The organism is Reichenbachiella carrageenanivorans (genome assembly GCF_025639805.1).
Taxonomy (GTDB): domain Bacteria; phylum Bacteroidota; class Bacteroidia; order Cytophagales; family Cyclobacteriaceae; genus Reichenbachiella; species Reichenbachiella carrageenanivorans.
Window position 1 is genome coordinate 1777895 of record NZ_CP106735.1, and the last position, 13667, is coordinate 1791561.

Consider the following 13667-nt stretch of genomic DNA (forward strand, 5'->3'; position numbering starts at 1 on the left):
CTTTTGCTTTGAGCGACAAAAACACCGATCATCTTTCAGAATCAGGCCATTCGCCAGACTATTATTTCAATGAACAGGGGCTAATGGTCTTTACGGCAGCCTATCATTTGAAAAGAGGGTATTGTTGCAAGAATGGGTGCAAACATTGCCCGTATGGGTTTATCAATAAAAGACAAGAATCAGACTAAATTTCAATAGTCGTAGAACCATTAAAATCATTACCCAATGAGTGAAGAAGTAAGAAATCTCGAACCTAAAGCCTTGTGGAACTGCTTTGCCGACCTGAATGCAGTGCCGAGGCCATCCAAGAAAGAAGAGCGTGTGATCGTCTTTGTCAAAAATTTTGGCGAAAGCCTAAACTTGGATACCTATGTAGATGAGGTAGGCAATATCATCATCAAAAAACCAGCTACGCCCGGTATGGAAAATCGCAAAACGGTGTGCATCCAGAGCCATATCGACATGGTGCATCAGAAGAATGCCGACACGGTATTTGATTTTGATACGCAAGGCATAGAGATGTATGTGGAAGGCGACTGGGTGAAAGCGAAAGGAACGACACTGGGTGCCGACAACGGCATAGGAGCGGCGTCTATTATGGCGCTTTTGGCTGCTACGGATATTGCACACCCTGCACTAGAAGGTTTGTTTACTATCGACGAAGAGACTGGGATGACTGGAGCGATGGGCTTGAAAGGTGGTTTGTTAGACGCCAGCATCATGCTCAACCTCGACACCGAAGACGATCACGAATTGACGATCGGTTGTGCTGGGGGTGTAGATGTAACAGGCGAAGGACGTTATACTGAAGAGTCGGCGATAGGAGATCGCGTGGGCTTGGAAGTTACATTGAAAGGGTTGTCTGGTGGGCATTCGGGCATGCAGATCCATGAAGGGTTGGGCAATGCCAATAAACTCATGAATAGACTGCTTTATGCGTTGGATTCTCAGTTTGATATACGAATCGCTAGCATAGAGGGAGGAGGTTTGAGAAATGCGATCCCTCGTGAATCGGTGGTAGTACTGTCCGTGTTGGCTGAGGAGCTTGAGGAGCTGGAAGAAGAAATTATTGGCTTGGCCGAAATGATGATCGAAGAGCACGACACCACAGATCCAGAAATGGAGGTGCTCATCGAAGAAGTGGACGCACCCACGCAGGTGATGAACAAGGATTTTCAATTTAAACTTTTGCGAGCAGTCTATGCCTTGCCCAACGGCATCTATCGCATGAGTCCCGACATGGAAGGCCTCGTACAGACGTCCAATAATGTGGCGCGTGTAACAGCGGCCAACGGAAAATACAGCATGCAATGTCTGACCAGAAGCTCTGTAGATACAGAAAAGGTGGATCTGGCACTGAACATACAGGCGATTTTTGAATGGCTAGGTGCCACATCCACCATGGATGGAGACTATCCTGGCTGGGAGCCCAAGCCAGAGGCGGCCATTGTGAAGTTGATGGATGAGTTGTATCAGAAGCAATTTGGTCATAAGGCTGACGTAAGCGCTTGTCATGCTGGGTTGGAGTGTGGAATTCTTGGGACTAATTATCCAGAAATGGAAATGATCAGCTTTGGCCCCAACATCCGTGGCGCACATTCACCAGACGAATGCGTACAGATCAGCTCGGTACAGAAGTATTGGCCGTTTTTGTTGGAGACGTTAAAGAACATTCCAATGTAGTCTTCCATACGTACATTATTCAAGTTAAATTAGTAGCTTTTTAATCGCAGGGCGATAGCCCATTGGGTTTAATTCCCCCGACCCTCGGGTCGAAGTAATTAACCGATTAGAAAGTTAATGCCTCGTGGCTTGTCCCGAGGATCATTTATTTATCTCGACCACCAACCTATGTGCTACGCAGACAAAGAAGAAAAAACCAGGGATCAAATACCCAAAGACAAGACAGATACACCAGATAGAGAGAAGGAGAAAGAAATTCTCAAGCGAGAGGCTGAGCGAATGAATGAAATTCGAGCATACGAATTGGCACACCCAGAAGAAAGCGCACGAGAATTAAGGGAACTAGTAGAGCAAGAACTAAAGCAGAAGCAAGCACGCACACAGCAAGAAGCTGAAAAGGCGGAAGCCAAAAGGCTCGAAGCAGAACGCCAACCCAAACCAACTCCAGAAGAAATCCAAGCAGAGTCGTTGGTAAGAGAAAGAGCCATCATACAACGTCAAGTAGATGCGAAGCTTAGAATCTACTACTCTAAGCTGCAAAAAGACTACATCCTCAGGGCTAAATCTAAATTTCCAGAAGTCAATCGATACTTTATTGATTTCGACAGGAGTATGATCAAGCAAGGGTTCAAAGTGGGCTATAGGCCGTTTGTAGAAGCTCTTGAGAAAGGTTTTGGAGGGATCAAATGGGGTATCATGATTCATGAAGAAGAGACTACGGCTTCACCTGCCCAAGAAACGCTAGTAGAGCAAGAGACCAAAAAGGTAACACCTGCTAACACCCAAATAACAGCAGGGGTAGGTGCTGACGCCAAAAATCTCAAATCAGATGTATTGGTCATTCAAAGAGCATTGCTTCGATTGGGACTTCTGAGCGAATCAGAATTTAATACAGAATCAAAGGCTGTGAGTGATACGGCTACGCCATCTGTAGAGCAAGAGAAAATTGTAAAGACGATTGCTGCCATCAAAAAATTCCAAGAAGAGGTGCTTCATTGGAAAAAATGGGATGGAAATATATCTGGGTCAGATAGCGAAACACTCAAAGAGATGCGAGCCGAAGGTATGGATTGTGACAAGGCCCAAAAGAAAATAGCAGAGTACCCAGCTTTTAAAGCCAAACGAGAAGCAGAGAAGGGAGCAGCAGAAAAGAAAAAGAAAGCAGCCGAAGAAGCCAAACAAAAAGCAGAAGAGGAAGCAGATAGAATCAAGTGCATTCAGCAAGCGCCCGCAACGGCTGAAAATGCATCAAAGTTTATCAATGATTTTTCCGACGTACTTGACCTTGCGGATGTACTAAAAGAATATACGCGACTAAATCCAGCATTGGTTTCTCTAATACTCAGTGAATCAGGCAGAACAAAACGTGATAATATCGTCTATGCCCTAATGCAACGGCTTGAAGATGCTGAACTCGCCAGCGTCAATAAAGACCTGTTGGAGGATATGAAGTCCGCCCTTGAGGCGTGGTTGGTAACCAATAGTGATTATTCTAAGGAGATAGAAAGGTTGGAAAGGTTTACAAGCACGACACTCACGCCGCAAGCTTTATTGGTCGAATTAAAAATAGAGGGGCTTAGCGATGAAGCATCTCAGGCTGAAATTCTTGAACTCACAGAGTTGGTTAGGGAACAATTAGACATTTACCCGTCGCTCGTCAAGGCATTCAAAGCCTCTCCGTATTTCACAGCAGACGAAAAAGTAAAGGTTTTTGGTCAAGTCGCTTTTGAGGCTGCCAAGACGGAATTTTTGTTGGGGACTATGGCATATCGAGGTAAAAAATGGGAAACAGAAACCAACAGCGGAAAATTTGTAGATGTGTATACGACTCATAGTAATGGCAAGGAAGAAAAATCTACGGCTGCATGGTGTGCCAAATTTGTGGGGTATATCTATAGCGACATCTTAGGGGCTTACCCTATGAAAAAAAAATCAGAGCAATATCGAGGAGTTTGGGGTGGCTCACAAATCTCTAACGGCTATGAGGAGTTTTGGGATAAGGATGAGAAGCAAGGGGGCAAGCAGGTAGGTCAAAAGAAAGTGGGCCAAGCGAACCTATGGAAGACACTGAGGTTGCAAGTGGCAGCGGAAACAGATACACCCAAAAAGATAAAACTCATTAATGACTTTTTTGGGGCACACATCATGCCTCAGACAGGGGACATTATGATAGTATCTCGTAAGCATAATAATTCATTTAGTGAAAGCAAACACGACAACTTTGATGAAAGCCACACGGCCATGATCGAAAAAGTAGAGATTAGCGATACGGGTGTTTATATCTATACCATCGAAGGAAATGCAGGGGATAAAGTGACGGGCAAAAAGTATGATTTGTTGAAGACGACAGAGGAGGCCAACTCACTTGCCAGTATTGTCAATATCTCTAGGTTTAGTTCATACAACTTTGGAGAATCCACAGCGCTAAGAGAGAAGGAAGAAATAATCACCGCAGCTCCTCAAGAAGTATCACCTGACCTGCTGCTATTGCCAGTCAAACAAATGAATGAATTGCTGATACAGTATGGGCAATCTTCTGATATGTTTATGTCAGGCGAAACCTTAAGTGATATTTCATCAGAATTAAATGATAAAGTTGATTAATATGATAAGCACACGAATAATATTTTTGGTATGTCTGATAGTTTTCTGTTCATGTCAAAAACAACAACAATTAACTCCAAAGCAGCAAGAAAGGGTTGATGATCTTTTTAAAGGGACACGACATGATAAGTACCCATATTCGTTTGATACGCTCAGTTTCAAAGGAAGGCTTTATAGAACCATTACTGCACGAGCTGTCCATCACTTCATCGACTCTACTATGTATCCAGAAAACCAAAGGCTCTTTGCTATTATGGATTCGCTCAATGAGCTTAGACGCAAGAATAATTTCGAACCATTAGGTTCAGTCTATGATGCAAAGTATTGGGATGATGAGGATTTAGAATATTTGGCAAGTGGGTTTAGATATGTGAGAAATAAGCTTTTTGAATTTGATGAATTTAATATTCTATCTTATACAAAAGAGGATATTGATATTAGTTGTAGTGAAGGATGCTTCACCTCTGATTTGTACCTATCCTCCCACGATAAGCATACGGGTCAGCTGATAGACCGGGTGTCTTTTGATTTTTATGGTATGTATGAAGCTATCAAAGAGAATAGAGGGTCCCTTATCGTGTATCAAGACAGCATCGTGGGAGTCATCGATGACCAGAAGTGGAAGTATGCCATTAGCGCTGAGGGAAAGTTTGAGCTGCTTAATAAGTAGGAGGGAGGCAGCTGTTTTAAGACTGTGGTCTTGAAACTTTGAATGAAAAGCAGTGTCTGAGACACGGAGGGGGTTGCAGAGACTTAGATTGGTCACGCTTTGCAAAAGCGCGGCAGAGGAGGTAAAACAAAAAAAGCAGACTAGAAAGTCTGCTTTTCGTGACCTTGTCAGGATTCAATCACATTTATTTATTCAATTGATAACCAGCTAATTGTAAAGGATAATTGCCTTTTGGGTACAACAAAGGTACAATGTGAATGCAGCGATCTGCCTTTAGATGCTTTGAAGTGACTAATTGGTTTGAAAAGTTTTTTATTCTTTTAATGGAACCTCAAGAGATTTTAAGCCAAGAATTGATTGGTTCTTTTTTAACTCCATCATTTCTTTATAATTGAGCGAAATCTGATCTACAACTATTCCCTTCAAATTGAGGTTTTGAGGAATATGTGATGTCTTGGTCGTGTAAATTTTTATTGTGTCGTTGACCATTTTGTAATAAAACCCTGCACTCCCATAAAACATAAAATAACTGCTACTATCAATTTGATCTCCAATACCTACGTATATCTTATCATTGCTTCCTGTTAATCCATAAACTTCTCTTCGAATATTTAAAGTATGCCCTGAACTTGAAGTTACTTTTTCTTCGATTACAGTGCCATCTAATCCCGAATTGCAAGAGGGAATAGAAAATATCAATATTGCCAGAATTAGTGTATGCCTCATACCTTAAAGGTTATTGATCCCATCCTAAAAGGATCATGCGACCAGCGTATGGAACTTCTCCATAATATGGAGCTGGTCCATATTCTGTGCCATTAAAAATTACATTTTTTGCAGCTCTCCAAGCAGGCAGCCCTTTATGCAATCCCCCAGCAATATTCATAAACGCCCATTTGCTAACTCCACCTTTTCCGCCAATTGTAGTTGCATATCTTCCATTCCAACCTGCCAAATAGTTACCAGCCGATCTTGCGCTTGCATATTTCCCATTGAGTAGGCGTCCATTAAAGGCATCAGTTGTATATCCATTTTTTGGGTGCTTTATATCATATTCTCCGCCAGGGCTAGAGGCTAATGCCACTGTAGCTACATTATCTCCATGGGCACGATCATGAAGAATGCTAAGAAGATCATCCCAACTTCTTCCGAATTCGATTCGTCCAGATATTACACCAGATTCGGGATTTATAAATTCATTCCAAAACGACGTCTCACCTCTAAGAATACCACCGGCTGAGATATTTGTCTCCGAATAATTAGAAACATCAAATCCATTTAGGTGCTGATAAACTCCTAGATCTCCATCATTAAAGACAGCTTGCACATTGCCATCTTTATCTGTATGTGTGGATAAAGCTCCATCAGGGTCAATCTGATTAACTGGATCATTTCCCATCCCCACATATGGACTAGCATATTGCCGCATAGGATCATCAGTGAGCCAACGGCTTGTGACCTCTGGTTCTAGAGTGGCTTCACTGTATGCAGTATCCACATAGTTCATCTGAGCGATTAACATGGTCTCGGTATCGAACAACACCGAACCAATTTGTACAAAACGTTCCTGATCATGAAACTCCTGGAACTCTCCATTGCTCAATGTGAGGACGGGAACTTCACTGTCCGGTATGCCAATATCGTCAAAAGGGTTTTGCGAATAACTAAGTGTTGTGATGGAAAACAAAAAAACTAATCCAAGTATTCTTTTCATTTCGATGGTGTTTGGATGGCTTTAAATTCGTTCGATATTTTTTGGTTGATGTACTTCTCTTTTTCGGTTTCCAACTTACCAAGCCAGTCAAGATACATATCCTTTGGCATCTGTCGATAACCTAAGCGGTGAAGATAAGCATATTGTAGATTTAATGCTGCAAATAACTTTGACATTTCATCGTCATGCGCCCATCCATCGGGTTCATATCCGCGTAGTTTGATTTCATATTGAAACTGTTGCATACAAATCTCAGCTTTCATAAGTAAGGCGTTTATGTTCTTTGGATGAATTTCTAATGCCCTATCAATGCATTTTTCCCTGAAGCTTATTTGGGTTGGAAATAGACGCTCAAAACCTTTGGCCAAATCTACATAGCACTGAGCCAGACTTTCTTGATTGCCAAGTGTATCAAGGTAAATGGAATTTTTAACTGCATCAACATGTGTATAACCTGACACTAATAACCAGGCATCGGAAGGAAATGATGCATTGGTTAGCTCTGTGTTATACCAGCCATTCTGTTGAAAATATTGTTTGATAAATATGTGGTTGGGAGCAAATGCCATATAGGCTGGGACATTTAGTTCTTCTGCGATGATCTTATACAGATAGGGCAATGAGTGGCAGTTTCCTTTATGAGTTTTCAATAATTTGGAAACAAACATTTGACTCCAATCTTGCTCACCCCAGATGTCATCAAAATTATAGGTATAGGGATCAAAATAGACAGTATCGGTATGGCTTTTCATCCATGTTGTGCGTTGCGTCATGGCATAAAATATTTTACCAGCTAGCTCCATCGTGGATTTGTCAGGATAATCATCTCCTCCTAATTTAAGTGTCAGGGATCGGCTTAAGGTAGCTAAATGTTCTATCTGGCTGTCGAACCAAACGCTATTCAACGTATCAAAATGGAAAGCATTTTCTGTAATGAAAACAGCATCCTTGAAATTATACGGTTTCATTTTTAAGGCCATGCTATCCAGTTGAGCGAAAGCATTTTTGTAAATCATTTGATGATCATTACTCTGAGCAAGACCATGAATACATAGAAATAATGCTAGTATAGCGGAGTATAAGGTTTTTTTCAAGGTCAGAATTTTTGAATATTGTTCATTTTTATATCCTTCTTTTGCTCTTCAGCTTTTTCCTCAACAGATTGTAGCCATGCATTGTAAGCCTCTTTTGGCATATCCTGATGACCCAATTGAACCAGTTTCTGGTGCTGCCTTTGCCATAAATGATCAAGGTACTTACCATATTCGTCGTTTTCAGTAAAAGTTTTGATATCGGGATAGCCACGACTTTCTGCTTCATGTCTCATGGTCTGTAGAATGCCATTGGATTTATTCATTAGAGCGATCACATTGTTTGGGTCTTCTTTGAGTATAGTTTCAATTTGTGAAATGGCGTAGTCGTCCCAACCAAATTTTTTAAGATAACCTTCATTGAGATCATTGAACAATTGTAAGATTAATTGACTTTTGCTCAAGGTGTCCATATAAATGTTGTTTTGCAGTGCAGTCGATGTAATATAGCCAGAACCCATCATGAACCCGTCAGAAACAAACTGTCCTCGGGTCAATTCAAGATTGTAGAACTCTCCACGCTCATCCTTAATTTTGATATATGAATGATTCGGGGCTAATGCAAGGTAGGCTTCGATGTCTAGCTCTTCTGCTAATATGAGATACAAAAGAGGAAGAGAATGACATTGGCCACTTCCGTCGCTCATCAACTTGGTAACAAATTGTTTTGTGAAGTCATATTCCGCTCTGAAATCCTCAAAATCATATTGAAAAGGATAATGGGTAAGTATGCCCTCTGAATAGGGAGATTTAACTTTTAGAGTATCACTCATAAATTTAAAAAGCATGTATTGCCTGGAGCTTTCCTTGTCTGGATCTAGTCCCGCTTCGTCAATCGCGGTTAGAATAAAGTCTATATAATCCATGATGCTATTTTCAAATGAGGTATAATCCATGCGATTTTCTAAAAAGGCATTTTCTATAGCAAACACCGCTTTTTTCAAACTGAAGTGTTCAGGGCTTTGCTTCATTCTCAAAAGCTCGGAGCGAGTGATCCTGTAGATTGAATCGTATTTTTCAACGTGCTTTTGACTCTTTTGGATCACGTATTTTTTTGGTACTATTTTTCCATTTTCAATCTTTGGTACTCCATGGCGTTGACTTCCATGGCTTACATTTGTAGACTCTAAAATTGATTCTTTTGAATGTGTAGTTATTCCAGCATTAACTTTTAATCCAGATTTTTGTTCCTGGCATATTGCATGAAAATTACCACAAACTAACATTAACAAAACACAAGGGTTCATTAACAGTTTTCTAATGCTGGTTTTCTTAAATGTGGATAATTTCATTGGCACTTATATCCTGCAAAGAACTATTTTATTTTGAATAATATCAATTTGACAATCATATATGACGGTATCATTTAGTATTCTTAGGAAGGAATTATTCTCGATCATGGTATAGCCCCAGTATTTTGTCGTTTCTATTAATGCATGGATCAACCCACTCAGCTTTTTCTTTAGACCATTGAAGCCAAGACATCAATTCATCGGTTGGATTGGGATTGCTTTTTGCCATTTCATAAACAAGGCCACGAATATCTTCTGCATCACGCCATCTTTTGGCCAAAATCAAAAGATGATTGTATTTCTCTTTCTCCTCCTTTTTACGATTTGCGATTTCTTCTTTGAGGCGTCTTGCTTCTTCCCATTTTCTATTTTCTTCCTCCCTCTTTTTTTGACGAATTTCGAGAACATTGGCTTGCAACTCCGACCAAGCCAATATTTCAGGGAGGTATTCTTCGAATGGTGCCTTCCCCTCAGACCAACCCCTTTCGCCGACACTCAGACTTAATATGCCAGTTGGAATAAGGTAGGGTTCCCAATTCAAAATACTTCTGGTATCACGATTTTTATTCACTTTACAAGCTTCACCGATGCTTATATCCATCTTTTGTCCATTGACAATCAATTTACTCTTTGCATCTTCAACCACGATTTCATGACCTCTTTGTATTATTAAGCCAATGATTGCATCAAATACCCTCAAAGCTCTTGGAAGATTTTTAGGAGCGACCTTTATGGTTAGAACATCGTGTCTTGCAATTGTACAACCATTATTCAGGTGTGACCATGATATTCTCTCATTGTAAAACTCTTTGGCTTGTTTGACCAACGGATGAGGTTTGGTTAATTTCTTTTTGATGGTAAAATCAAGACGTTTATCCTTTAGGATCAATTCGGTTTGAGCGTTCAATTCCTTTCTTTCCCAATCCCGTTGTTGGCCTTTGTTTTCAACAATGGAAATTGTGATTGAATCGCTATCTTCTATTTCTGGCAGTGGTGGTTGTGGCTTTAACTTTTTACCATGTTTGAGTTTTGACCAGTAGCCCAGGTAGGGTATGGGAATCTTATATTTTTTACAAATTTTCCTCAAGCCATTATCTGAGAGATGATATTTTTTGGCCAGTCGGATCATGGGTGTAGACCAGACCAAACGATAGAGCTCTTCACGGGTAAGTTTGACTTCTTCCATAGGGGTTGGTTTAAATGGTAATTTCCCTTAAAAATAAAAAGGAATCAGTTTTACATAACTGAAAATTATATAACAAGGTAAACCTTGAATAAACAACCGTGACGCCCTTTGAACTAAAAACCATCGATTATCAAACCCCTAATTTGCACTATTCATAGAAATTGAGATGCAGTGGCAGTAATTCGTGTATCAAACATGATTCTGTAATCATTCAACAATCACTCCTTTTTCAATAGAAAAATAATATGGCCCCAAAATGGGGCCATATTATCACCTAGCTTTCATGAAATTTGAATAAACTTCGCTTTGCCTTTGATTAATCATTTCTCGCTGATCTGAAGCAATTCTTTGATACATTGCGTTCATTTCAATTGAATCGGTGGGAATAAAGACTTCCAAATCATAAGTCATATTACTAAAATCATCCTCAAATCGTTCTTTGATACATTGAGAAAAATACTCTGAATCCAGCCTATTGTAGGATATCCTTGTTACATATTCATAATGAGTACTATTGACTGACTCAAACAAGTAAACTATAAACTCATCTTCAGGGTGCCTATCGATCATCTTATTTAGCTTTCCATGCTTACTCAATAAATCGTCCTTCCTAACTTTTACTCCTTGTTGTCTTGTGGAAACAAATTTCAAAAAGAATAATTCAGACCTAGGAATAAACAATGACCTTATACATTGATCTATGTACTTGCCTCCAACGTATTGAGCAATGTTTAATTCAACACGTATCCCTGCTTGTTCCTGACTAAAAACGTGCATTAGGTCTTCTTGTATTTCACTAAGGAATTGAGAAAAATTGGTGTAAGAAGTGTATAAACGATAGTACCTATTCACATGCTTTACCCAACAACCGTTTTCTTTTATTGTATAAAAGCTTATTGAATGATGTTTCGAGCATAACCTATTGGACAACTCCTCTTGGTGATTAATTAATTTCTTGATAAGATGATCAGAACTATTTAAGTTAATGATTTCAGGCGTTCTGAATATCATTTGAGTATCGGTGACCACATCTCCCTCCGTTGCTTCAAGTAGCATTGTGCCCACTGTCAATTGATAATCTACATCATCTGACGTTAACAACTTTGATAGATCAATACCCTTGACAACAGCTACGACCTTTCCCGAAAATAGTTCATTCGTATAACTACTATAATCACCTGATTCCAAAACCCCAGTGAAAACATCTGAATCCCACGTTGAATCTTTGACAATTAGGTTGATTTGTAAATCCTCATGAAGGATCATACTGTTTGATTCAAGAGACTTAGTACTAGTCTTTCGATTTGCACATGCTCTTGAAATGTGAGAGATCAATAGCCTATTTACATTTGCTATTCGTTCATTTTTTGTAGTTCCTGCTATCGTCCATACGGCATTAAATAGTTCGTATTCGTCTGAAGCAACTTCTTCTAATTTTCTAAAATTTGACATAATTATTTTTTGCTTTTTGTAAAAAGAGCAATTGTAATTATGCTTGTAATAAGTCTCTTTATTTAGACAAAGGCCAATACACAGATGCTACTAGATACTATTAGGTGCGTTACCTTAACCGTTGAAATAGTTCTATTTCAATTGAGAGTAGTTATTCTTTAGAAGAAACTATACTTTCCTATATTGCAGTTTTTAAAAAGATCTATCACCTGATTATAGATGTTCTATATCTACGAAAAAAAGTTGAAGAACTCATTGAATTGAGATTAGAGATAGTATTAATATCTACTACAGAATAACGAACATTAAGTTGATTGATCTTGAACAAGATAAAGCACGCCTACCTTATTTTTCAAACTTTTATTTTGAGACCTTACCGAATAAATGAATCAGATTTCATAAAAATGGGCTGAATACTATAGGAATGTATTTGCTAATCAACCTGCTTTTTTAATCAGTAAGCCAGTGATGAGCTAACCCACTAATCAGTAAAAATGACAGTAAGTTAAGTGTAGCACTTATAAACAAAATATGAATTGGTTTCGAAAAGTTACGAGTAATCTTATTGAACCATAAAAACATTGAGTTATTTCGATGTTGAATTAATCTTATAGATACGTTGTAATAGATTAAAACAGGAAGTAACACAACAACTGAAATGAGAAGGAGAACCATTCCAAACATCTGATACATTAGCCAAGTTGCTTTATACCCACCGTCCAAGATGAAAGAAGAAAAAGTATCTGCTGAGGCTAGAAGCATATTTTGAGAAACAGAATACTCCTGAATGTAAGGGTCTCTTACCAATTGCAAAAGGTAAAAGTTGAACATAGAAATTAATGCCGAAAAAACCATAAATAAAATCCAATCACTACCGTTGATTACTTTGAGTTTATACTGATGTATCAATGTTAGAATTAAAAATGTGACAATGGTTGCTAAGAGGTATTGATAGGTGATTATTATTTCATCCATGTACCGGACAAAAAGATAAGTAAGAAACAGGCAACCTGCTATAATAAGAATCAACATACTTCCGCCATCATCGGTGTGATTTGACTTTTTACTAGGGTGGTGGTGGTGAATGGAAGTGCGTTTGCTTTGATCTAATTCTATTTGAATACTTTTTACTTGTTTCATGGAGTAATTTGTACCTGTTGTATGTTTATTTTGAGAAAACAATTTTGTTAAATACATCAGGATTACACCAGATGTTATACCCGCAATGAAACTGGCCAGTGTGTTTGATATAAAGGTCTCGTTGATCATGTTTTTTTGTTTTGTTATAGTGTTGGTTAATCATAAGGTCTACTCAATAGAGAGTTAAAAAGACAAAGACTTTTCTGCAAAGCTCACTGCATCGGTCAAGTTCTTTTTCTCGATCAGTCGCCGTACCTCTTTATTGAAGGCTTCTATTAGTTTATTACCTAGTACCTGCTTTTTAGAATCTGTAGATTCATTACGTGAGGATGCCACTTTATAATCTATATAAGACTGTAGGGACAATAATGTTCTTGGGAAATCAAAATAAGAAACTGATCCTTCTTGCTTTTCAACAGTCAATATATCGTGTGGTCTTCCTGTTTTTCTTTTAAGCTTAATTTGGTTCAGTTGATATCCTTTGGATTGTATTTGCAGTTTCATTCGCTCTATCTGCTGATCTGATAATTCTTCTAGTTCACTTGGGATGTATACTTTGAAGTCCAGATTGGCCGATCCGTTTTTTTGGAGGAGTTCACTAATCGCTGGCTCTAAGAAGTTATTGACATAGCCATGAGCCAAAGAAATAGCTGGGGAGAATTCTAACTTTTCTATTCGACGCTTTTGAAAATAAATTACAACTCCCTGTAGTACCATCCAAACACCAATAATAGGTTCCCATTGTGTCAGTTCTGGATAAAAAAACCAAAAAATTAATAATATAAAAGTGATTGCTCTTCCGGCTATATGATTTCTATTTGAGTTCATAAGTTTT

General features: G+C 38.9%; 12 protein-coding genes. 4 read left to right on the forward strand and 8 right to left on the reverse strand.

The window, feature by feature from the left end; translation table 11 throughout:
* Nucleotides 1–8 precede the first annotated feature (8 nt).
* From N7E81_RS07145 to N7E81_RS07160, 4 genes are all read left to right on the forward strand, one after another.
* On the forward strand, nt 9–188 hold the full coding sequence (locus tag N7E81_RS07145; RefSeq protein ID WP_263052603.1) for a DUF5522 domain-containing protein: 180 nt from the start codon (nt 9–11) through the stop codon (nt 186–188).
* A 37-nt stretch (nt 189–225) separates the two neighbouring features.
* Nucleotides 226–1683 (forward strand): aminoacyl-histidine dipeptidase, encoded by a 1458-nt coding sequence (locus N7E81_RS07150; RefSeq protein ID WP_263052604.1) that lies wholly within the window; start codon nt 226–228, stop codon nt 1681–1683.
* A 168-nt stretch (nt 1684–1851) separates the two neighbouring features.
* Nucleotides 1852–4287 carry a hypothetical protein gene (locus N7E81_RS07155; protein ID WP_263052605.1) on the forward strand — a complete coding sequence of 812 codons (2436 nt, stop codon included), beginning with the start codon at nt 1852–1854 and terminating at the stop codon, nt 4285–4287.
* 220 nt (nt 4288–4507) lie between these two features.
* Nucleotides 4508–4957 (forward strand): hypothetical protein, encoded by a 450-nt coding sequence (locus tag N7E81_RS07160; protein WP_263052606.1) that lies wholly within the window; start codon nt 4508–4510, stop codon nt 4955–4957.
* 312 nt (nt 4958–5269) lie between these two features.
* Here the strand turns inward: N7E81_RS07160 and N7E81_RS07165 are convergent, their stop codons facing one another.
* The 8 genes from N7E81_RS07165 to N7E81_RS07200 form a co-directional block, all read right to left on the reverse strand.
* Complete coding sequence (locus tag N7E81_RS07165; RefSeq protein ID WP_263052607.1) at nt 5270–5683, reverse strand: hypothetical protein; 414 nt, start codon at nt 5681–5683, stop codon at nt 5270–5272.
* Nucleotides 5684–5693: 10 nt separating this feature from the next.
* Complete coding sequence (locus N7E81_RS07170; RefSeq protein ID WP_263052608.1) at nt 5694–6671, reverse strand: RHS repeat-associated core domain-containing protein; 978 nt, start codon at nt 6669–6671, stop codon at nt 5694–5696.
* Nucleotides 6668–7765 carry a tetratricopeptide repeat protein gene (locus tag N7E81_RS07175; protein WP_263052609.1) on the reverse strand — a complete coding sequence of 366 codons (1098 nt, stop codon included), beginning with the start codon at nt 7763–7765 and terminating at the stop codon, nt 6668–6670. Before N7E81_RS07175 ends, N7E81_RS07170 begins: the two co-directional genes overlap by 4 nt.
* Before the next feature lie 2 nt (nt 7766–7767).
* Nucleotides 7768–9054 carry a hypothetical protein gene (locus N7E81_RS07180; protein ID WP_263052610.1) on the reverse strand — a complete coding sequence of 429 codons (1287 nt, stop codon included), beginning with the start codon at nt 9052–9054 and terminating at the stop codon, nt 7768–7770.
* Nucleotides 9055–9148: 94 nt separating this feature from the next.
* Nucleotides 9149–10240, reverse strand: coding sequence for a hypothetical protein (locus tag N7E81_RS07185; RefSeq protein WP_263052611.1), 1092 nt, complete (start codon nt 10238–10240; stop codon nt 9149–9151).
* Between the two features lie 270 nt (nt 10241–10510).
* Nucleotides 10511–11692 carry a hypothetical protein gene (locus N7E81_RS07190; RefSeq protein ID WP_263052612.1) on the reverse strand — a complete coding sequence of 394 codons (1182 nt, stop codon included), beginning with the start codon at nt 11690–11692 and terminating at the stop codon, nt 10511–10513.
* A 450-nt stretch (nt 11693–12142) separates the two neighbouring features.
* On the reverse strand, nt 12143–12961 hold the full coding sequence (locus N7E81_RS07195) for a hypothetical protein (protein WP_263052613.1): 819 nt from the start codon (nt 12959–12961) through the stop codon (nt 12143–12145).
* Nucleotides 12962–13015: 54 nt separating this feature from the next.
* On the reverse strand, nt 13016–13660 hold the full coding sequence (locus N7E81_RS07200; protein WP_263052614.1) for an STING domain-containing protein: 645 nt from the start codon (nt 13658–13660) through the stop codon (nt 13016–13018).
* Nucleotides 13661–13667: the final 7 nt, after the last annotated feature.

Excerpts from the sequence above, each read along its gene's own strand:
- N7E81_RS07190 (WP_263052612.1), bottom strand. The coding sequence starts at position 11,692 with ATGTCAAATTTTAGAAAATTAGAAGAAGTTGCTTCAGACGAATACGAA.
- N7E81_RS07180 (WP_263052610.1), bottom strand. The coding sequence starts at position 9,054 with ATGAAATTATCCACATTTAAGAAAACCAGCATTAGAAAACTGTTAATG.
- N7E81_RS07160 (WP_263052606.1), top strand. The coding sequence starts at position 4,508 with ATGTATCCAGAAAACCAAAGGCTCTTTGCTATTATGGATTCGCTCAAT.
- N7E81_RS07155 (WP_263052605.1), top strand. The coding sequence starts at position 1,852 with ATGTGCTACGCAGACAAAGAAGAAAAAACCAGGGATCAAATACCCAAA.
- N7E81_RS07200 (WP_263052614.1), bottom strand. The coding sequence starts at position 13,660 with ATGAACTCAAATAGAAATCATATAGCCGGAAGAGCAATCACTTTTATA.
- N7E81_RS07170 (WP_263052608.1), bottom strand. The coding sequence starts at position 6,671 with ATGAAAAGAATACTTGGATTAGTTTTTTTGTTTTCCATCACAACACTT.
- N7E81_RS07150 (WP_263052604.1), top strand. The coding sequence starts at position 226 with ATGAGTGAAGAAGTAAGAAATCTCGAACCTAAAGCCTTGTGGAACTGC.
- N7E81_RS07185 (WP_263052611.1), bottom strand. The coding sequence starts at position 10,240 with ATGGAAGAAGTCAAACTTACCCGTGAAGAGCTCTATCGTTTGGTCTGG.
- N7E81_RS07195 (WP_263052613.1), bottom strand. The coding sequence starts at position 12,961 with ATGATCAACGAGACCTTTATATCAAACACACTGGCCAGTTTCATTGCG.
- N7E81_RS07165 (WP_263052607.1), bottom strand. The coding sequence starts at position 5,683 with ATGAGGCATACACTAATTCTGGCAATATTGATATTTTCTATTCCCTCT.